This window comes from Rossellomorea sp. DUT-2, assembly GCF_052665285.1.
Genome location: NZ_JBQPEO010000001.1, coordinates 1,060,798 through 1,081,978 on the forward strand (window position 1 = coordinate 1,060,798; position 21,181 = coordinate 1,081,978).

At 33.6% G+C, this 21,181-nt stretch carries 27 protein-coding genes; 26 read left to right on the forward strand and 1 reads right to left on the reverse strand.

Annotated features, from left to right (window positions below):
- Positions 1–846 precede the first annotated feature (846 nt).
- From ACOSV2_RS05330 to ACOSV2_RS05395, 14 genes are all read left to right on the forward strand, one after another.
- Positions 847–1,365: a cysteine hydrolase family protein gene (locus tag ACOSV2_RS05330; RefSeq protein ID WP_428974219.1), complete on the forward strand. Its 519-nt coding sequence runs from the start codon at positions 847–849 to the stop codon at positions 1,363–1,365.
- Positions 1,366–1,547: 182 nt separating this feature from the next.
- On the forward strand, positions 1,548–2,105 hold the full coding sequence (locus ACOSV2_RS05335) for a cysteine hydrolase family protein (protein ID WP_428974220.1): 558 nt from the start codon (positions 1,548–1,550) through the stop codon (positions 2,103–2,105).
- 220 nt (positions 2,106–2,325) lie between these two features.
- Complete coding sequence (locus tag ACOSV2_RS05340; protein WP_428974221.1) at positions 2,326–2,613, forward strand: PspC domain-containing protein; 288 nt, start codon at positions 2,326–2,328, stop codon at positions 2,611–2,613.
- A 142-nt stretch (positions 2,614–2,755) separates the two neighbouring features.
- Positions 2,756–3,613, forward strand: a complete 858-nt coding sequence (locus ACOSV2_RS05345; protein WP_428974222.1) for a metallophosphoesterase — start codon at positions 2,756–2,758, stop codon at positions 3,611–3,613.
- 165 nt (positions 3,614–3,778) lie between these two features.
- Positions 3,779–4,537, forward strand: coding sequence for a serine hydrolase (locus ACOSV2_RS05350; protein ID WP_299741946.1), 759 nt, complete (start codon positions 3,779–3,781; stop codon positions 4,535–4,537).
- Between the two features lie 223 nt (positions 4,538–4,760).
- Positions 4,761–5,282, forward strand: a complete 522-nt coding sequence (locus ACOSV2_RS05355; RefSeq protein WP_428974223.1) for a DinB family protein — start codon at positions 4,761–4,763, stop codon at positions 5,280–5,282.
- A 184-nt stretch (positions 5,283–5,466) separates the two neighbouring features.
- Positions 5,467–6,492 carry a serine hydrolase domain-containing protein gene (locus tag ACOSV2_RS05360; protein WP_428974224.1) on the forward strand — a complete coding sequence of 342 codons (1,026 nt, stop codon included), beginning with the start codon at positions 5,467–5,469 and terminating at the stop codon, positions 6,490–6,492.
- Positions 6,493–7,347: 855 nt separating this feature from the next.
- On the forward strand, positions 7,348–7,758 hold the full coding sequence (locus tag ACOSV2_RS05365) for a hypothetical protein (RefSeq protein ID WP_428974225.1): 411 nt from the start codon (positions 7,348–7,350) through the stop codon (positions 7,756–7,758).
- 155 nt (positions 7,759–7,913) lie between these two features.
- Positions 7,914–8,501, forward strand: coding sequence for a YdcF family protein (locus tag ACOSV2_RS05370; RefSeq protein WP_428974226.1), 588 nt, complete (start codon positions 7,914–7,916; stop codon positions 8,499–8,501).
- A 487-nt stretch (positions 8,502–8,988) separates the two neighbouring features.
- Positions 8,989–9,513, forward strand: a complete 525-nt coding sequence (locus ACOSV2_RS05375; RefSeq protein WP_428974227.1) for a sigma-70 family RNA polymerase sigma factor — start codon at positions 8,989–8,991, stop codon at positions 9,511–9,513.
- On the forward strand, positions 9,506–10,381 hold the full coding sequence (locus ACOSV2_RS05380) for an LCP family glycopolymer transferase (protein ID WP_428974228.1): 876 nt from the start codon (positions 9,506–9,508) through the stop codon (positions 10,379–10,381). The genes ACOSV2_RS05375 and ACOSV2_RS05380 overlap by 8 nt, the downstream gene beginning before the upstream one ends.
- A 148-nt stretch (positions 10,382–10,529) precedes the next feature.
- Positions 10,530–11,489: an LCP family protein gene (locus tag ACOSV2_RS05385; protein ID WP_428974229.1), complete on the forward strand. Its 960-nt coding sequence runs from the start codon at positions 10,530–10,532 to the stop codon at positions 11,487–11,489.
- Between the two features lie 68 nt (positions 11,490–11,557).
- The gene (locus tag ACOSV2_RS05390; RefSeq protein WP_428974287.1) at positions 11,558–11,626 is read left to right on the forward strand and encodes a hypothetical protein; all 69 of its coding nucleotides are present in this window, start codon (positions 11,558–11,560) and stop codon (positions 11,624–11,626) included.
- Positions 11,627–11,916: 290 nt separating this feature from the next.
- Complete coding sequence (locus ACOSV2_RS05395; protein WP_428974230.1) at positions 11,917–12,513, forward strand: AAA family ATPase; 597 nt, start codon at positions 11,917–11,919, stop codon at positions 12,511–12,513.
- A 414-nt stretch (positions 12,514–12,927) separates the two neighbouring features.
- Here ACOSV2_RS05395 and ACOSV2_RS05400 read toward each other — a convergent pair whose 3' ends face one another.
- A complete protein-coding gene (locus tag ACOSV2_RS05400; RefSeq protein ID WP_428974231.1) occupies positions 12,928–13,788 on the reverse strand; it encodes a LysR family transcriptional regulator in 861 nt (286 codons plus the stop codon).
- Between the two features lie 187 nt (positions 13,789–13,975).
- Here ACOSV2_RS05400 and ACOSV2_RS05405 point away from each other — a divergent pair, with 187 nt between their 5' ends.
- The 12 genes from ACOSV2_RS05405 (at position 13,976) to ACOSV2_RS05460 (ending at position 21,087) form a co-directional block, all read left to right on the forward strand.
- On the forward strand, positions 13,976–14,482 hold the full coding sequence (locus tag ACOSV2_RS05405) for a GNAT family N-acetyltransferase (RefSeq protein WP_428974232.1): 507 nt from the start codon (positions 13,976–13,978) through the stop codon (positions 14,480–14,482).
- A gap of 117 nt (positions 14,483–14,599) precedes the next feature.
- A complete protein-coding gene (locus tag ACOSV2_RS05410; RefSeq protein WP_428974233.1) occupies positions 14,600–15,280 on the forward strand; it encodes a hypothetical protein in 681 nt (226 codons plus the stop codon).
- A 198-nt stretch (positions 15,281–15,478) separates the two neighbouring features.
- A complete protein-coding gene (locus tag ACOSV2_RS05415; protein ID WP_428974234.1) occupies positions 15,479–16,003 on the forward strand; it encodes a 5' nucleotidase, NT5C type in 525 nt (174 codons plus the stop codon).
- A 108-nt stretch (positions 16,004–16,111) separates the two neighbouring features.
- A complete protein-coding gene (locus ACOSV2_RS05420; RefSeq protein WP_428974235.1) occupies positions 16,112–16,768 on the forward strand; it encodes a hypothetical protein in 657 nt (218 codons plus the stop codon).
- Positions 16,769–16,887: 119 nt separating this feature from the next.
- Positions 16,888–17,352: an NUDIX hydrolase gene (locus ACOSV2_RS05425; RefSeq protein WP_428974236.1), complete on the forward strand. Its 465-nt coding sequence runs from the start codon at positions 16,888–16,890 to the stop codon at positions 17,350–17,352.
- Between the two features lie 153 nt (positions 17,353–17,505).
- Positions 17,506–17,733 (forward strand): hypothetical protein, encoded by a 228-nt coding sequence (locus tag ACOSV2_RS05430; protein WP_428974237.1) that lies wholly within the window; start codon positions 17,506–17,508, stop codon positions 17,731–17,733.
- A 36-nt stretch (positions 17,734–17,769) separates the two neighbouring features.
- The gene (locus ACOSV2_RS05435) at positions 17,770–18,132 is read left to right on the forward strand and encodes a hypothetical protein (protein ID WP_428974238.1); all 363 of its coding nucleotides are present in this window, start codon (positions 17,770–17,772) and stop codon (positions 18,130–18,132) included.
- A gap of 267 nt (positions 18,133–18,399) precedes the next feature.
- The gene (locus ACOSV2_RS05440; protein ID WP_428974239.1) at positions 18,400–19,113 is read left to right on the forward strand and encodes a hypothetical protein; all 714 of its coding nucleotides are present in this window, start codon (positions 18,400–18,402) and stop codon (positions 19,111–19,113) included.
- Between the two features lie 679 nt (positions 19,114–19,792).
- Entirely contained in the window at positions 19,793–19,891 is a 99-nt protein-coding gene (locus ACOSV2_RS05445; RefSeq protein ID WP_428974288.1) for a hypothetical protein, read from the forward strand.
- A 348-nt stretch (positions 19,892–20,239) separates the two neighbouring features.
- Entirely contained in the window at positions 20,240–20,542 is a 303-nt protein-coding gene (locus ACOSV2_RS05450) for a 5' nucleotidase, NT5C type (protein WP_428974289.1), read from the forward strand.
- 30 nt (positions 20,543–20,572) lie between these two features.
- Positions 20,573–20,842: a hypothetical protein gene (locus ACOSV2_RS05455; protein ID WP_428974240.1), complete on the forward strand. Its 270-nt coding sequence runs from the start codon at positions 20,573–20,575 to the stop codon at positions 20,840–20,842.
- 101 nt (positions 20,843–20,943) lie between these two features.
- Positions 20,944–21,087: a hypothetical protein gene (locus ACOSV2_RS05460; RefSeq protein WP_428974290.1), complete on the forward strand. Its 144-nt coding sequence runs from the start codon at positions 20,944–20,946 to the stop codon at positions 21,085–21,087.
- Positions 21,088–21,181 lie beyond the last annotated feature (94 nt).

Here is a 21,181-nt window from a genome sequence, read left to right on the forward strand (position 1 = left end):
ATACTGAATGGATCATGAGCAAATTAAATTTCAGGATCTGATTATTAAACCTAAAAAAATTAATAGTATTAACCAGATTTAAGTATTGATGTAAATTATCTCTCATTTTTTCTTCCGTCTCATTGTTAACAGTATACTTGTGATACGAGACTGAAATTAGTTATTTCATTCAGGTGCCGATAATAAATATTAGAAGTTACAGATGTTCGAAATTACATTTAGTTCCTATAATTATAAGGATGGGATAGGTGTTTATTGGATTACGTCCTTGGCTGTTATGTTCAATTTTTACGTGAACATAACCTTATTTAGTTTAAGCAGTTTTAATCTTTATTAAACATATTACCAGTTTTGATAAACAAATAAATTGTGGTAATAATGATGGTTGAAAACTCCCGCTTTTTTCATTTTTTATGGATGAGTCTCTATATTCATCTTCCATTAAAGGGCCAGTTAATGGAATAACTCTGAATTTCAGAGTAGACCTATACTACGAAACTAAGAACTTAAGTTGGGTGACTTTGTGAAAATAAACTCTAGCTAACGATTCTCTATTAAGTGATTTTAATGAAATTAATATCAGATAAGAGGTTTTTATTGAATTAGTAACATTTTCCATATTTAATATGATATAGTAGGAATGTATGTTCGTGAAAAGTGGAAAATACTTATTCGAGAAGTTTACAAATGGAGAAATTAAGCTATTTATGTATAGGGAATCTAGATAATGTTTTTATGGGGAGGGAGCAATTCAAGTCAATTTGTTATATATTTCAATTAATTAGAAAATCTTATTAATAAAGACAATCGATTAGCTATCATTTATGTTTTGTGAGGGGGAGAACATTGAAGAAAGCACTACTTGTTATAGATGTTCAAAATGGTATGTTTCAAGAAGGAAATGTTGTACATAAGGGGGATGATTTACTTCAAAACTTAAAAGGTTTAATTACTCAGGCACGATCTAGTAAAACGCCGATTTTTTATATACAGCATAATGCACCAACTGGTAAGCCATTAGAATATGGCACAAAGTGGTGGGAGATTCATCCAGAAATTACTCCTGACGCTCAAGATGTAATCATTCAAAAAACTACTCCTGATTCATTTTTTCATACTAATTTAGATGAAGAACTGAAAAAACAAGGGGTTGAACATATAGTAATTGGGGGAATTCAGACAGAAGCGTGTGTTGATACAACTTGTAGAAGAGCTTTTAGTATGGAATATAAGGTTACTTTAGCTTCTGATACACACAGCACTTGGGATTCACAAGATATTACTGCCCAGCAAATTATTAATCATCATAACGGAGTATTGCGTTGGTTTGCAGACGTTTATCCGAGTAAAGATATTACATTTTAGTGATGTGAAGTTGTGTAATTATAGTAAAGACGGCATTAACTGAAGGTCAGCTAACTGGATTCGGTTATTGCCCTTCTTCAATTATTGAGCAGGTTAGTTAAACATCAATAACAATAGCAATTGTACAAAAAGTAATTTCTAGGTAGTAATAAATAGGAAATTTAAATTTAGGGGGAAATCATATGTCGGAAAAGAAAATGGGTTTAATTATAGTTGATGTACAAAAAGCATTTGATGATAAAAAATGGGGAGAACGAAATAACTTAAATGCAGAAGAGAATATTAGTAAGATACTTCAACTATGGAGAGAAAAAGGTTGGTCAGTAATACACATACGACACACTTCTGATGATCCTAATTCTGTATTTTATTCAATGGATGAGGGGTTTGCTATAAAAGAGATAGTTGAACCTATTGATGAAGAAGTAATTTTAACAAAGAAAGTAAATAGCAGTTTTATTGGTACAAATTTAGAAGAGTTTTTAAAAGTAAATGGAATAGCAACAGTTGTTATAACTGGTTTAACTACACCTCACTGTGTATCAACCACAGCAAGAATGAGTGGTAATTTAGGATTCGCTACATACCTGATCTCAGATGCAACAGCAGCCTTCGGTATGAAGGATCACAATGATACATATTATGATGCAGTAACAATACATAATATATCGTTAGCTACATTGCACAATGAATTTGCAACAATACTGACAACAGAGCAATTAATAAATAATTTTTTATAAAAAAAACTTTTTGAACTAAGGGGGGCTATAGCTGAAGATCAATAGGGCAGCAGATCTTCAGTGTTTTTTCTATGTTCAGTTAAAGGGCAGGTTAGTTTAAGAAGAAATCGTTGTTATTAACGACTTCAAATTAAAGGTATGAGACTATTTATTGTAGAACAATTAAGAAATTCGAGTGGCAACCGAATCAAATTCCAAGATACCTTTAAATGAGGTGAATATGATGAAAAGAAATAGGCTGTTGAGGTCCAATTCGGATTATGTATTTTTAGGTGTATGTGGAGGAATTGCAGAAGCTCTTTTGATTTCATCCTTTATTGTGAGATTAGTATTTGTAATCGTTCCAATATCGCCAATACTCTATCTTATTTTAGGAGCACTTATGGAGAAAGATGATTCATTTTACCGAAATAGTGTAAGAAAAAAGAACACTTTTAAATCTGCATTATTAGCATTTATTTTTACTGTAGTAGTATTTGTAGTCTTTTTTAACTTGGGTCTCCTTTAAGGAAGTAAAATGCAATCTGAATTAGTAAATATTCTTCTTCAACTATAGGGGCGTTTACTTAATAAGCAGCCGCAATTTGTTCAAGTAACGGGATAGAAAAGTTATACAATACTTAAGTGATGGATGTAATTGGAGGTAAAGGTTGAAGAAAAAAACTAAAAAGAAATGGTTATACTTTCTGATTGGAATCGCTTTGTTAATTTACTTTTCATATTTTCAAAACAATTCTATTGTAATAAGTAAATATACAATTAGCTCAGAAAAGATTCCGCAAAATTTTGATAAATACAAAATTGTTCAATTATCTGACCTACACAATAAGTCTTTTGGAAATAACCAAACCAACTTAGTAAAAAAAGTAAACAATTTAGAACCAGATTTAATTGTATTTACAGGTGACTTAATAGATTCAGATAGGTATGACGAGGAGACAAGTCTAATATTGATGGAAAGATTGGTTCAAATTGCACCAGTTTATTATGTGACTGGTAATCACGAATGGTGGTCTGGGAAATTTGAGCCATTAGAAGAAAGATTAAATAGCATTGGTGTAAAGGTGATGAGAAATACATTAGAAGAAATCATTGTTGGCCCTGACAAAATTAATATTATAGGAATTGATGACCCAGCGAATATAGGAGAATCTTATGGGGAAAGAGCCAAATCGGAAGAGAATATCGTAAAGTCAATTGGTGAAATAGAAGGAGATGACCATTTTCAAATTCTATTATCGCATAGACCCGAAATGCTTTCTCTTTATAGTGAATATGGTTTTGATGTAGTTTTTTCAGGTCACGCTCACGGCGGACAATTTAGAATTCCTTTCGTCGGAGGTTTAATTGCTCCAAACCAAGGCTTATTTCCAAAATATACATCTGGTAAGTATGAGTCGGAGAATACAACAATGATTGTCAATAGAGGACTGGGAAACAGTATAATTCCTATCAGGATTTTTAATCGTCCAGAAATTGTTGAAGTGACATTGAATTCAGCTAAGTAGTCATCTAAATAAGCAGTTTGTGAGTTATCTCACTTAAAGTAGCAAAGATTATAGCCAAAGATCGATTGGACAACTGATCTTCAGTGATTTTATCTTGTTCAGTTAAAGGGCAGGTTAATGGAATATTTGTGTAAAGGTCAAGAAAATACTAAGTAGGTGAAAAAATTGAATAAAGTTATAGAAAAACTTAAAGAAATAGATGTTGGGGAAGTAGGGATAACTATATATTCCACTAAAGAAAGGAAACAAATTATCGCTTTAAATAGTGAACTAATAAGCCCCCTCGCCTCAGTAGCAAAAGTAGCAATAGCATTTTGTGTAGCAAAATGGGTAGATGATGGTTTGGTTAATTGGGACGCTACTGTTGAAGAAGTATCATTTAATCCAGAAGAAGATAGCAAAGAACTTTATCCTCATCTACAAAACAGACGTACGCTTCCTTTGAGGGAGGCGGTAGAAGTAATGATTGCGTGTCACGATAGCTATATAGCTAGATGTATTGTTAATTTTTGTGGAGGCTGGGAAAAGTTAAATCAGTCCATTCAGTCTTATTATCCTACAATAAATGTTACTGAAAACCCAAGGGATGTTAAAAATAAGGCTCAAATAAACGAAATGATCGATTTGATTATACATATCTATCAAGGTTACAAAACTCAACCTCTGTTATGGGCACCTATTATTAATGGATTAGTTAGACAAAAGGGAGATATAAAACATATACCAGCACATCGCCTGAACCATATGACTGGTGGATTAGAGAATGTTGCTGTTGATATCGGAGTAATGGGTGACTTTAATGAGAATCCTTATATCTTTGCATTAGGTGCGATTAATTTACCTAATAGATTTAACAGTCAAGTTGCTGACAGTAAGATTATTGAAGCTATGGAGTTATTATATGATGAATGTTTGAAGCAGTAAGCAGCTTTATTCAATTATAGGGGGCAATAACTGAAGATCATCTAATTGATCCGGCTATTGCCCTTTTTAAATATTGGGCAGAATAACGGAAAAGGCAGCCAATAAACTTTGGCTGCCTTTTCTGTATCTAATTACATTGTAACATTAATTTCCAAATAATATCAGTCTTTATTTATTTCAATTAATTGGTAACCTTAAAATATATTTGTTAGGAGGTAGTTGCGTGATTGATTATCGGATTAAAACCATTGAAAAGTTCTCACCAAAGATTGGTGAACTTGCATCTATGTTAGAACATACGAGAGCAGTTACTTTAGAAGAGATAAGGGAATTAAGTCAAGAAGAATTAGATTATTTGGTAGATGAAGGTTCGAATTCTATTGGTTCGCTTTTACTTCATATCGCATCAATAGAATTTGTTCATCAGGTTATATCCTTTGAAAACCGAGATATTAATGAGTTGGAGCTTAAACAATGGAAAACTGCATTAGAACTAGGTCAAGGGGCAAGGCAAACAATTAAAAAGAATTCAGTGGATTATTTTATAGAGGAAATGTCCAAAGTCAGAGAGAAGACAATAACGCAATTCAAAGGTTTAACTGATGATTGGTTATGTAAGGAAAAGGAATGGGATGATGGTGTTCCTTATAATAATTATTACCTCTGGTTTCACGTATTTGAAGATGAAATCAACCACCGCGGCCAGATTAGAACTATTAAACGTATGCTTAAAAATAACAAGTAAGCTTTCGTTAACTTAAGGATGAAGATTAGTTAATTGATCCGGATATCGTCCTTATTCAATTATTGGGCAGGTTAATCGGAAAAAGTACTGGTTTAATATGGCGCGCAGGTTTACGCATCTTTTTGTTGAATAGATAGTTAAGTAGCACATTTTAGGGACGAATAAAAAGAAGTAGGTGGTAAATTTGAAGGGATTATCCAATAAGACGACCTTTAAAAATATAACTAAATATACTGAAGAAATTAAAGAGAAGATGCACGCGTCTGGGGCAGGGTTAGTCATTATGAAGGACAACGAAATCGTACACGAGTGGTATTCTGGTACCCATCATTTTGAAACGGGAGCTAGGAATATAGATAGCTCCTCACAATTTAACGTATATTCAACTAGGGTTACATACGTAGGTTTAGCAGCTGCAATAGCTGTGTTTGAAGGATTCTTAAAACTTGAGGATAAAATCAGTGACTATTTTAATGAATTGGATAAAGAAGTTTTAGGTGAGACGACGGTTAGACATCTGATAACCAGGTGTACTGGTTTAAAGATTAAGGATGAACAGGTTCAAAGGGTATTTGATTTAGGAACCAACATTGAAGGGAAACGTCCTGACTTATTAGCTAAAATCGTCAGGCAAGCTACCGGAAAAACAGTTAATCAAATACTTACTGAGAAGGTTTTTAAACCTTTGGGCTTGAAAAGTACAGAGTGGGCGACCGAGGGGAAAAGCTCTTTAGTATGTGACATACATACTCCAGGCAGTTATCCTTCTATTAGGATTGGGTCAAACATTGGGGATGAAAGAAATTTATATGTTAGTAGTAGAGAACTGGCTTTATGGGGGAGTTTTCATTTGAATAAAGGGTTTATGGATGGAAAACAAATCTTGCCGAAAGAAGTATTTTACCTTTCTACCACAACTCAAAGTCCTGAATCAGTTGAACTGAAACTGCCTAAGTTTGGTTTCTTTTGGTGGTTGAAAGATAATAAAGTTTTCTGTGACTATAATGAACTAGGATCAGAATTACCAGAAGGGAGCTATCAAATACTTGGCGCTTCTGGTTGTGCTTGTCTTGTCATTCCACAATTTAATGTTGTTGCTGTAAGAATGTATAACAGTTTATATACATATGAGAATAAAAATTTTGATTACATACAGGATATACAAACGTTTGGGAACTTGGTTGTAAAGGAAATTAAATTACAACAATAAATGAAGTACAGCCATTGACCTCATGTTACTGCAGTTACAAGCTTATTCAACAATCGGGCAGGTTTATTGAAGAAACAACATATTGGATTGAAACTTTATTTCGAAAAATCCGTATAGTTATTAAAGTATTACACAAGGGGGTGTCATTTTGGAAATTAATGTCCAAACATCTCAAACGTTCGAGTGGTGACCAAAGAAGAAATGAGTATGAGGAAATTACTAAACGTAATAGGCATTTTCAGTTTCGCTGGATTAGCATTAACTAATCTAACAAATCCACTCCCTTCATCCGATTACACCAAAGAATTTTCACTATTTGTTGGTGGGAGTGCTATAACCTATTATATTTTAGTGAATGTCTACTTCATTGGAGAAATAGGTAGAAGAGTAGTCCTTACAATTCTTTTTGTATTAGGGTCTTTTAGTATATTTATGGCTATTTACCTTGCAACTAACCTAGTATCACACTAATAACTATTTTTAATTATAGGGTGTGTTATCTGAAGATAAGGCAGCAGATCTCCGGCTTTTTTCTTTATTCCGTTATCGGGCAGTGTAATGTAAGAAAACTATTCCTTAAAAAGGAGTTTAAATATGGGTATTGGTCTGATAATATCAGCAATTATTATATTCTTCTTTGGGTACTTAACTCCTATAAATGACTTGTACACTCTTCCTATTTCTCTAATAATAATAGTCTTTGGTGCTACTCGAGTTTCTAAAAGAAGAGGTAAATAAATCAATTCGTAACTAATAGGTGTTGTTTTTTCTATATTCAACAATCGGGCAGGATAGTTTAATAAAAATAGAACTATTCTATTGAGAAAACTTCTAATTTTATGGAGGTGTAGAAATATGAAAAAAATAATGAGCATTATTTTGCTTTTTGTAATCATCTTTTTAGCCGCTTGTTCTGGACAAGAAAAAGGAGAACTAACAAGAGTGGATGTTCAAAAGGTTGTTAAAGAAGGAGATTACGAAGAAGTTCTAATGATAACAGATAATGTATCGATTGAGTTGTTAAAGAAAAAATTTGAAGATATTAAATGGGAAGATCAAGTGGTTAACATGGCTAGAAATCCAGAAGTAAAAGCGACATTGTTTTATGAGTATGATAAAAACATGCCTGAAAGATTAGTTGAATATGAAATTTGGTTTAATGAAAATACAGGTACAGCAACGATTGTCAGCAATAATGAGAACCAGAGTTATGGCGAGTTAGATAAAGATAATACAAAATCCCTTAGAAAAATTTTGTTAAAGTAACGAGGCACAACTTAAGGTCAGCTATAGATCCGGTTCTTCTTCAATTATTTAGCAGTTTAATTGAACAAATGATTGTTATTAAATCCGATGTGCACCCAATACAAAGTATATTATCTGTCGATTGATAGGAGAGAATGTCAGAGGAGATATGTTAAATGATAGGCTTGTATATTTTATGCTTAATTTTTATGTGCCTTATGGTAGGGGTTATATTTATTCGTAAGCATTTTAACAAAGCGGGTTATAATCATGGGCAAAAAAGAAATGCTATGATTGTACTTGGTTATCCCGCAAAAAAGGATGGAAGAATGAATCCAATTTTACGAGAACGAATCAATAAAGCAGCGGACCTCTATCACACTGGAATTGCTGAAGTAGTTATTTGTTCGGGAGCATCTGTCGCAAATAACCATGTTGAGGCAGAAATCATGGCAAGAGCCTTAGTGGAATTAGGCGTGGATGGTAGCCAAATTATACGAGAAACAAAGGCGAGGGGCACTTATGAAAATTTGGTGAAATCGCGAGAAATCATGCATGAGAGAGGGCTGAAAAAAGCTGTTATAGTCACCTCACCTTGGCATTTGCGAAAAGCTAGTTCATATGCGTTTCGGCTAGGAATTGACCATACCTTGGAAAAGTCTAAAGTGCCAAAAGAGTTCGTCATAGGATTAGGAATCATTTACGTTTACATATACATACAGATGTTCATAATTTATTTGCGTTTTTATAATGGAAGACAATGAAACTTACTCCATTAAGAACTGTGAAAATGTCTCTGTTTTAGTAGTAAAAGATATAGTCAGGATTGGTGATTATTCAACTAACGGGGGCGTTAGTTTAATAAAGAAACAGAAATTGAAAAAGGTTTAGAGAAACTTCATCTCTAAGCCTTTTTAACTGTGAATATATAGTGTGAATTGTGGTGTGGAAGTCTTGGTGAGTATTGTCTTTTGAGATTTAACCTGTAATGTGTAGCTTGGCACCTCATAAGTAAACCCTGTATTTTTATAACTTAAAGTTTTCTCATTTTATTTATATTCCATGTACTACACAGTCACCAAAAAGAATTCAAGATAAAATAATATCCCTAAGACTTAGAAAAAGATCACTATACAATGAATTCATGAGTGTCTTATAGATTATAAAAAAATTAAAAATATATTATTTTTTGAAACAATTTATTACTGTTGTCCGTCTAAAAGGCGAATATTTTTGCAAAGAGGGCGAGTTATGGAAAGCTGGAGAAAAGAAATTATTTTAGAAGAGATAATGATTAAGTATGGTAGTGAATTGGTAGGATTAGCTTTTCATTATGTTAAAGAAAAGGAAGCAGCAAAGGATGTGGTCCAAGAGGTATTTATTAAATGTTACGAAAATCTAGGTGCTTTTCGGTATGAATCTTCAATTAAAACGTGGCTTTACAGAATTACAATTAACAAAAGCAAGGATTACCTAAGGAGTTGGAATTATAAAAAAGTTTATATAAAAGATTACTTAGGGTCTTCTATTAAATCTCTTCTGCCCTCTCCAGAAGAGAAAGTGCTCAACCAGGAAAAACAAGAGGCAATAAAGAAGATCATTTTTTCATTACCTACAAAGTATCGAGAAGTCATATATTTATATTATTATCAATCCTTAACAATTAACGAAATTTCAGAGCTAACTGAAAATAATATTAATACTATTAAAACAAGGTTAGTTAGGGCTAAAACTCGTTTGAAAATAAGAATGGAGGAGGAAAACCAAATTGAATAAGTTTAATAAGAAAACATTTTCTTATATGAAAGATTCAGAGTTAACTTATACAAAAGAAGATAGGGAGAAAACATTAAAAAAAATTAAGAATAGAACACAAAACAAAAATCGTTTTTTTAATTATAAACGAAAAGTAATGCCCATTTTAAGCACATCACTAATAATAGTCTTAGTAACTATCCTTTTATCCCCTAACCTTCAAGTTAGTAATGAGGCTAACCAAGAGAATTCAACTATACCAGCAACTTCTCCAAAGGAGGAAGTCTCATTTTCGGCACTTTTAATAGGGGAAGATTCAACAAATCACAGAAATAATCTCACAATCCTTTTAACATTTAACAGCCATAATAACAGTATGAAACTGGTACCACTTCCTCCGGACCTATATATCAATATATTTAACGGAGAAGGAGATATTGTTGAAAAAGACAAGATTATTCATGCTTTACCTGTAAATTCTAATCCTGAAGCTGTATTGAATACCGTATCTCATCTATTCAAGATACCAATAGATTATTATTCGATTGTTCCTAAACAAGATATATATAACGTAATGGGTCATAGCATAGATGATGAGGGAAAATTCATCTCTCCTAAAGAGCTTGTAATTTCGTTAGAGAAAGTGTCTTTTAAACAATTTAAAACTCTAATGGAAAAGGGAGAAAACAATTTAGACGAGGAAACTTTAAACTATTTGGCTCCTTTAGGAAATAGACATGAATCTATACGAGCGATAGATATAGAAGCTGGGACTGAAGAAAAAAATATTAATGGAATTTACTATAAACAAATAAAAAAAGAAATACTGGAGAAAACATCAAATATTTTAAACGAACATATTGGAAAGAATGAACCTACTATTAAATGAGGGGCTGAATTGTATTACTGGAAATTCATTATTACTAGGAATATGGTCCTGTAATGACTGAGTACCTTTCATGATAAATGGTTGTACCTGAAAAATATGGAATCATGGTTTTGGAGGAATTTAATAATAAGTAAAAAGGTGATTTTTTATGAATTATAGCAGATTTGAATATACTGAATTAAGGAAAAATAAAAAGAAGAAGAGAGCAAATAAATTCCTTGTCTCTTCTTTCCTTATCTCTTTTATAATTATACTTGCAGTTTCAATTTACATCCTTATACAGTACCAAATTGGGAGTAGTAGTGGCGAATCGACCCTTTCAAGTGAAGAAATAGAATTTAATGGAGCGGATGTAAACTCAGACTTGAAAATAGCCAATGTTTTACTGCTTGGAGTTGATGCAAGAGGGCATCAGTCATCATCGAGAACTGATACCATTATGCTTGCTCAGCATAATCTGGAAACGGGTCAGTCGAAATTAGTGTCTATTATGCGAGATTCTTACGTTAAAATACCTCAACATGGATATAACAAAATTAATGCAGCATATGCTTTTGGAGGACCAGAACTATTAAGGAAGACTATAAAGTACAATTTTGACATTGATGTACAATATTACGCCATGATAGATTTTAATGGATTTATTGAAGTAGTTGATGAGATATTTCCAAAGGGGGTAGAGGTCAATGTAGAGAAAGCGATGTCAAAAGGCATTAGCCCACCTTTGTCTGCTGGACCTCAAAATTTACATGGAGATCAGTTGTTAAGCTATTCAAGATTTAGAAAAGATATTGAAAGTGATTTTGGAAGAGTACGGAGGCAACAAGAAGTTTTACAATCATTAGTTAATGAATACACAGATATTAATGGACTTTTGAAAATTCCCAAAACTATTGGGATCACGCAAAATTATGTGAAGACAAATATTAAGAAACAGTTATTATTATCATTGGCCACTTCTACAATAACCGAAGGAAGGAAGAATGTAGAAACATTGAGAATACCCAATGATAATACATTTACCAATGAAAGATATTCAGGTGTTGGAGCAGTATTAGAGTTAGATATGGAGATAAACAGGAGATTGATACATGATTTTCTAGAGTGAATATTATACACCTGGCATGATGAACGGAATTATTCATTATAAAAGGACAATGTGGGGTTACTGCATTAGTGGTACAAGATATTTTGGGAGGGGAAATAAGGAAAACCCAAGTTCTAGATGGGATTGCATTATTATAACTATTTATTATTTATTATTTCATTAAATTGAGAAGCTGTTAAATCGTGTCGTTCATTATTTATGGATTTACTTTCAACTAGAGAAGAAGCATTTGCTCATACAAATGCTGAACAGTATATCTTCTTAAAACAAAAAGTGTCGGCTGCTTAATCCATTAAAAGGGACAAGAAATAAAGATTAGCCAATCGATCTCCGGCTGCTGCCTTCTTCATCGAAACGGAGTTTTGTTGAAGAAGGAAATTATGTTTCATAAGGAGGAATTATTCAATATAGAAAAGGGGTGATTATAGTGATTATTTGGATGAATGGAGCATTTGGGTCTGGAAAAACTCAGACTTCATACGAATTACAAAGAAGGATTCCTAATTCTCTTGTCTATGACCCGGAAAATATAGGTTATTTTATTAACAGGAATATACCCAAAGAAATTAGAAAAGGAGACTTCCAAGATTATTGTATCTGGCGAGAGTTAAATTACACTACATTAAAATACATAGATAGTGCATATGACGGGGTTATCATTGTTCCTATGACCTTAGTAAATCCACAGTATTTTGAAGAAATTGTAGGGAAACTAAGGGAAAATGGAGTGATAGTCAATCATTTTGTACTTTGGGCTTCTAAGGGCACATTACAAAAGAGATTACGAAGCAGGGGTGAGAGAAAAAATTCATGGGGAGAAAGACAAATAGATAGATGTATTCAAGGGTTATCAAATGATATATTTAAACATCGAATAGAAACTGACAAATTGACAATTGAAAGTGTAGTGGAAACAATTGCATCCCTGTTAGACATTCAATTACTCGATGACAACAGAAATAGATTCAAGAAAAGATTGGATAGAATTAAAACACAAATAAAACAGATGCGACTTATAAATTAAATAGTTTACTTTCTTCCACTAACGGGGCAAAAGCTGAAGAATGGCAACTGATCTTCAGCTTTTCGTTTATTCGATTAAAGGGCCAGGTTAATTGAAGATTGATTTAGGGGGCAAGTCGAGGAATTTTCACATGCTAGTAAAATAGATGGATCTTTCAATGTTGAATTGAATGAAACCTATAAAGCACAGTTACCAATACAATTGGTCTAGTTTAAAAAAAAGTGTAGGTTGATGGTTGAGTGTACAGGATGTCTTGAAGGACAGAGATCTTGCCCCATTCTTAAAGAGGGGAGTGGCATTCCCTCTCATTTTAACCTTTTCGCCAAAAAGAACTAATCCAGCTAGATTCCTTATTTACAACTACTACTGAGCCAACATATCTTTTTGAATGGATTGGGAATCCCCCTCTGTTAACTACATTAAGGATAAGATGTTCTTTACAGAATGAGGATTTTCAAGGTTCTTTAATGTAAATATATATATTTGGTGGGAAGGCAGTTCATAGTCGAATTGATACTCTATAGGGTACAGATGACCGTTCTGAATGGAAGGTTCCGCTATCTTGGAGGGCATGATTGTAAAATAGTTATGATCTTGAAGCATTTTCAGTATAATCGAGGTCTGGTTCATTAAAATTGCAGGTGAATAGTTAGCGCCGGTAAAGTTTATAAACCAGTCTATAAATGATTCTCCCCAATTGTTTAAAATGAAATCCCTGCTGACTAAATCTTCAAATGTTTTGATACCGCTATCCTTACATTTGGATACAAATATGTATTTATCCTCAATTTGCTTATGAATTTGTAAATTTAAGTGTGTTGGCTTGGTATAAGATACTCCAACATCAATAATTCCATCCAGTACTTTGCTGATTGTGTTTTCTGAAGAATGAGTTTTTAGCTCTAAAGCCACGTCTCTATGTAAAGAGGTGAAAGTAGATAGTGCATCTCCGAAAATATAGTTCCAAGCAGAGGATGGTCCTCCCACAACTAATCGTTCTGAGAAATGATCATTTGACGATACTTTCTTCTTACTTTCCTCAAACAACTCATACAATCTCTTTGCATAAGGTAAAAACGTATGGCCAGCAGTGGTAAGCTGAACGCCTCTATTAGTTCTGTTAAATAATGTTTTGCCAATATCAGTTTCTAGATTCTTGAGTCTTGCTGAAATGGTTGATTGGGCAACGTGCAGCATTTCAGCACTCTTTGTGAAATTTTTATATGTAACCAGAGTGATAAATGTCTGGATCTGTTCTCTATCTATATCAAGCAACTCCTTTACTATCGGAAACTCCGATTATTGCAATTTGAATTATTCATTATACAGATAATACCATAAAGTATATAATTTATACGAATCTTTGGAAAACAATAATGAGAAAAGAGAATAAGAGTTTAAGGTTAATTCAGGCCGATTAAACTAGTTAATTCGTATATGAATATAGAAAGGAATGGTGAATATGGTGTTCACAGAAAGATGCGAGTTACACATATTAAATGATAGTGATACCTACTGTATTAAAAAATTATATGACAATGAGCATGTACGAAAATATTTAGGTGGAACAGTTAGTGAAGAATCATTTAAACATAGATTTGAAGAAATGCAACATTCACCTAACAAGGAACATTATTGGACTATCTTCAATAAGAGCACCCAGGAATTCATGGGGATGGTTTTCCTTGATACATATCATGATGGAGTTCAAACAGAAATCGGATATCAATTTTTACCGGAGTTCTGGGGGAAGGGGTTTGCGAGAGAAGTGGTTAGTGAGGTAATGCGATATGGGTTTCAGACCATGGGATTAGATAAAGTAGTGGCTGAAACACAGTCACAGAATCAAGCATCTTGCAGGCTATTAGTTTCGGTAGGTATGAGATTCGAGGGGACCATCGAACGTTTTGGATATGAACAATCCATATTTAGCATATTAAATAATCAGAAATGTGAAATATTATCATAAAGTGTTTTATTGGGTCGAATCACATTGTACAGTGTGTGTGCATAGATGGTAAAAGTATTCTGCCCCACCAAAACAAACAACAAAACCTATCATTAAAATTTTTTGAAAGGAGCTTTTATGAATAGAAGAGATGTTTTGAATACCATAACAGAGACAATTATCGCAACAAAGGGGAGTCTCCCTTTTAGAGTCGGGATCAGCGGTATTACTTCTTCAGGCAAAACTACTTTGGCTAATGAACTTACTGAACAATTACAGCAGAAGGGCGTGAACGTGATCAGAGCTCTGATGGATGATTTTCATAATCCAAAATCCATTCGATATCAAAATGGAAGAGGATCAGCTAAAGGATATTATGGTGATGCTTATGATCATCAATCCTTACTTTTGAAGCTTCTTGCGCCTTTGGGGCCAAGAGGAAATCGACAATACTGTGTAAAGTCCCATGATTTGTCTACTGATTTATATGTAGATACGTCTTTTAAAGTCGCACAAGAAAACTCAGTATTAATGATCGATGGTACGTTTTTATTTAAGGAAGATTTGAGAGAAGAACTTGATTTCATGATATTTGTGAAGACTGACTTTGACATCGCACTGGAGAGAGGCAGCTTAAGGGAACAACATGCTTTAGGGGGATTGGAATGTGCTAAGAAGATTTTCCTTGAAAGATATCATCCAGCTTCACGCATGTACTTGGAAGAATGTGAGCCTGAAAAATATGCGGATATGATTGTACTAAATAATGACCTAAAGGAACCTGAGTTGATCATCAACCACAAGCGGATAAACGATTAGATGGCCGGTGAAAATGCAAACGTTCGTACTGTAGGGGTTCAATGGTTACCGAATTTCCAGACAATAGATTTTAGTGTTCAACCAGATGAAACGGTTAATCATGTGTAGGAATTAATTGAATTACTTGCAATTGAACTTTCGTAGTTTAATCAGATATGTAACGCTACTTTTTTATGATGTGAGAAAGGAAGATATTAATTGAAACGAATCGCTATAGACATGGATGAAGTAATAGCTAACTTCCATAAAAAACATATAAATTTATATAACGTAGAGTACAATGAGAACCTCACTGAAGACGATTTGTCAGGTACACGATTATGGGAAATTCGTCCCAATGATGCTGATGACATACTTGGCTATGTGGATGACCCTGCATTTTTTCGTGATTTGGAAGTCATGAAAGGGAGTCAGGAAGTAATAAGAGAGCTTAGTAAATCGTTTGAAATTTTCATTACGACCGCTGCAATGGAACACCCGAATTCTTTCACGGCAAAATATGAATGGCTAAAGGAACATTTTCCATTTCTGTCCGAAATGCACTTTGTCTTCTGTGGGAACAAAAGCATTATCCATGCAGACTATTTGATAGATGACAGCCCAAGGCATTTCAAGGATTTTAAGGGGGAAGGTATTCTATTCTCTGCTCCTCATAATAAATATGAGACTGGTTATGTTCGTGTGGAGAATTGGGAGGAAGTAAGAGAATATTTTCTTAAATAGTTTCTAGGTGCAAGTAAGCTTTCTCCAGTGTTTGTTGGATTACAATAACCGGAGTGATTTACCGATATTTATGGGACATCAAATAAGTATTCGAAGGAAGTGCTGATAATGAACAAAAAAACTTTTTGTATTTTGCTGACTGTATTGGTGGTACTGTCAGGGGCTTGCTCAAACTCTGATCAAAGTGTTAAGTCATCTACTGTATCAACTAATAAGGGAGAGAGAAACGCAGTTGACCCAGACCAATCAGAAAGTACAAATGACAATGAGTATAGGGATGAGAAAATTCAACCGTTAACTAAAGCTGAAAATAAATCCGAAACCAATAAAAATCAAAGTCCTACTATACATGAATCTAAAGGGGATAAAAATACACCCTCCAAAAATTCTCATAATCAATTGGATACAGTGAGAGAACCAGAAAATGATGAGACAGGTTTTGATGTATCGAATTATTTGAATAAGAATTATCCGATTGGTGACGCTCATTATAAAACGAGTACTTGGGAAAATGAAGACATTGGAAGAAAGGAATTAACAGTCAATATACTCCCTAATACGAAAGAATACGGTGAAGAAATCGATGATGTTTTTAAGAATGGTTCCCCTTTTGTGGATGATGAACGAACCATCGCCATGAAAGAGGTCGCTGAAGACATCATGCTTGAACTGCCTGAAGCGTATGATAATATTCATGTTGATTCTGTGAGTTGGGTTTCCTATGATGGTGAATTCGCTGTGACGTTGATACAAGATTATCGTTAATAGTTAATAAACAATGGATATATGAATGTTAAACACAAATTTCAAATATTTTAACGGAAAATGAATTTTGTAATCATTAGTGATATTCAACTGATAAATAGAGAGCAGGTAAAAGTGTTATGTCTAAAACTGCTGGATGTTTTACTATAGTTATTAATCAAAAGGGCTACATTTTGTTAGCCAAGCGAAAAGATTATCCTCTATGGGATCTCCCTGGAGGGACTCTAGAAAAAGGTGAAGATACAACAATTTGTGCTATTAGAGAAACTGAAGAAGAAACGGGTTATATTATTTCTATTAAGCAGAAAATCGGGGAATATTATAAACCCCAATACAACGATGTGGAACATTTATTTTTAGGGGAATTAGAAGGTGGTTCCCCGATTGACGGTGGCCCGGAAACAGAAGAAGTAAAGTGGTTTCATCCTCGTAAACTACCGTTTTATATGATACCGAACAGAAGGCAGCAAATTAGGAATTATTTTAAATATAAAGGAGAAATAGTGGAAAAATCACTAAGAGTTTCTCCTACAAAAATTTTCTTTTTTAAAGGGTTTTTAAGAGCCTTTGGTAAGTTCCTATAATGCTTGTCCCTCCTTATTTGATGATAAGAGTAGTTTATCGGGTTGCTGTAACTCTATGTTTTTGAAACAATTGGTAATGAGGATAGGTGAGAAATGAGATAAATTTTTCTTCTAATAGTGAGTTGTTACTGAAAGAACCTAGGGAGGATGAATATGGAAATAGTTAAGTTAATCAGAATTCTGATATCTCAGTATAAATGTCGATATTCGCAAGACCGGCCGTTTATCATAGGGATTGATGGATTAGGTGAATCAGGGAAGACCACACTTGCCTTACAGCTCAAAAATGAATTAAAGGTAGCTAATTGTGAAACTGTAATTTTGCATATCGATGATTATATTGTTGAAAGAGAGAACCGTTACCAGACCGGCCATCAATAATGGTACAAATATTATTATCTGCAATGGGATGTTGATTTGATTCAAGCAGAATTGTTCAAAAAGTTGCATAGTAATATTAATCTTTTAACTTTACCTTTTTATAATAATTCAACTTACACTATGTTTGATAAAAAAGTGACGGTTCCGCCAAGTGAAATTGTGATTCTTGAGGGGGTATTTTTACAAAGAAAAGAATGGCGAAGTTACTTTGATTTTATGATTTTTCTTAATTGCACTCAAGAATTGAGATTTAAGAGAGTTTTAGGACGAGATGTGTATCTGGGTGACTATCAAGTAAGGCTTGAAAAATATAAAAGAAGATATTGGTTAGCAGAAGATTTCTATCTTAATGAAGAAAAACCAATAGATAATGCAGATTTCATATTTAGCATCATATAAAAAAAGACGCATTGCTTTTTTAAAAAAATAATGAGGTGTTAAGTGATTAAGTATTTTGGAACTTCACATATAGAAACTGATAGATTAATACTAGAAAGATTTCAGCTCAAAGATATCCAAAAAGTTTTTGATCACTGGCTATCTGATTAAAGAATAGCAGACAACAGAGTTAATGCAGCCCATAAAACATTCTCAGAAACCCGAGAGAGAATGAACAAGATTGTTTCAGGATATAAAAGTTTTAAGGATGAGAAAGGAAGGGTAGGTTTGAAAAAATTTAGAGCGCTATTTTATTGTGCAGCTCTGCTATTAATGGTGTTAGCAGTCACTGGGTGCAGCTCTGGGGATAAAGAAGCAAATAAAGAAGAAGATACATCCGCAGTGGATTCTGAAACGGATGAAAATTCGTCAGAGACAGATGCAGAGGATCAGGTCGAGGGTCAATCGGAGGCTTCAAAGGAAACGGATAATTCGAAGCAAAATAATTCCAGCAATGATTCTTCAAGCGAATCAGCTGACGATCAATCAAATGATGACTTATCCCTTAATAATGATAATGGATCTAAGGAAGATGGTGTCGATTTATCCAACTATTCTTCTGAAGAAATTGAATATGCAAGGGTTTGGCATCAACTGGGGCCAAATCAACAGATAGACACATTGTATGTGACAAAAATCCCTGCGGGTGCTCCGATTAACCCTAATCACGAAGATGTCAGCGTCACATACCCCGAAGATGTAGTCATGTTGAAGGGTACCCGTGTGGTGGACGGAGCCGTCACATACAGCGGAAATGGAGACGGTACGATTAAGGTATACAAAGTACCTGCACGCTGGGATGAAAAACTTGGCACCAAGGTGGATAAAAACGATATAAAAAAATCCACTGAAATGATAGCCAAAGAGACAAAGACAGTAACCATTAAACCATTCGCCAATGAGAAAATCGTTGAGTTTATCAAGAAAATTAAAATGAACTAAAAAAAGTGGAGGTACAACCTAACGGGTTCGGTTTTGGAGTACAAAACTCCAAATAAAAGCACTATTCGCTATCTGATTAGGTATATAACTTTCAATAAATTCACACTAAAAAACGCACAGTAATTGGTTATCTGTGCGTTTTTTATTCATTTATGAGAACTTCCTTAAGGTTTTGTGGAATTTTATGTTAATTTATAGATAAATGGTTTATTCCATTAACGGTCAGTTTAGTGGAAGAAGGGTTTTTAAATTCTTTGAAGAAGACTTTTTTCAATAACTGTAAGTAGAATGAAACCTTATTCATTAAAGGGTCGTATATATTTAGAGGATTAGAATGGGGGATAATATGACTCTAAAACGTTTAAAAGTATTTATATTTACTTTTTTAGTGTGTACCATTGTGCTGTATTCAATTGGCTTTGTATTTAATATTGATTTCTTAAATTTTGAGTTAGATAGAAGTAATAGCAATACAATTCCGCATTTTGAAGGTTCGTCCTTACCTTTGATTTTATCTCTTCCAATTAGTTATTTAATGCTAAGAATTTCGGTTCTAAATGAAAGGAAATAAATGATAAGAAGATGATATTGTAATTCAACAAACGGGGGCAATAACTGAAGATAAGCTAATGATACATTATGAAACGGGTTTCTAAATCGAGCTGGTATAAAGAAGAGCATTAACCCTCATCAATTAAGACATAGCTATGTCACTTATTTAATTAATAACGGTGCACCTCTGGAACCCATAGAAAGCCTTTTTGAAATGAGAAAGTGATATGACAAAAATCTATGCTCAACTTAGTGCGAAGCTGTGCCAGGCCTTCTATTACAAATATTTTTGAAATATCGAAGCTTCGGCCCTCATTGGGTATGAGGCTCTTTCTCTTGGATCGGGGCCCTTTATTTGAAAATTAGGATTGATTAAAATCTGAGTATTTGAAATAATTGGAAGTGCCTCAGGTTTAAAGGTAAAGGAGAAATAAAGTTTTGCAAACAAACTAACAGAGCCATTAAAAAGGAGTTATAAAAGAAAGGATGGTTTTTTGAAACGAATTGCTATAGATATGGATGAAGTGATAGCTGACTTTCATAAGAAACATTGAATATGTATAGCTAGGAAGTAATAAAAGAGCTTAGTAAAACATATGAAATTTTCATTACCACCGCCGCAATGGAACATCCGAATTCTTTTACAGCAAAGTATGAATGGCTCAAAGAACATTTTCCGTTCCTATCCGACTTGAATTTTGTTTTCTGTGGTAACAAAAGTATCATTAACGCTGATTATTTAATTGACGACAGCCCAAGGCATTTTAAAGACTTTAAGGGGCAAGGGGTTCTATTCTCTGCCCCTCATAACAAATATAAGACCGATTATGTTCGTGTGAATAACTGGGAAGAAGTAAGGGTGTATTTTCTTAAATAGATTTCGAAGAAAATAGCTGGAGAGTTTGGAATGAATATGGAAATAGTTAAGTTAACCAGAACTTTGTTATCTCAGTATAAAAGTCGAAATTCGCCAGACCGGCCATTTATCCTGGGTATTGATGGACTAGGTGGATCAGGTAAGACCACACTTGCCTTACAGCTCAAAAATGAATTGAAGGCAGCTAATTGCGAAATTGTAATTTTGCATAACGATGATTATATTGTTGAAAGAGAGAACCGTTACCAAACAGGCTATGAAGAATGGTACGAATATTACTACAATGGGATGTTGATTTGATTCAAGCAGAATTGTTCAAGAAGTTGCATTGTAACATTAGTTTTTTAACTTTACCTTTTTATGATAATTCTAGTAACACTATACTCGATAGAAAAGTGAAGATGCCGTCTAGTGCAATTATTATTGTCGAGGGTGTATTTTTACAAAGAAAAGAATGGCGGAATTACTTTGATTTTAAGATTTTTCTTGATTGTACTCAACAATTGAGATTTAAGAGAGTTTTAGGACGAGATGAGTCTTGGTGACTATCAAGCAAGGCTTGGAAAATATAAAAGAAGATATTGGTTAGCTGAAGATTACTACCTTAATGAAGAAAAACCAACAGAAAATGCAGATTAC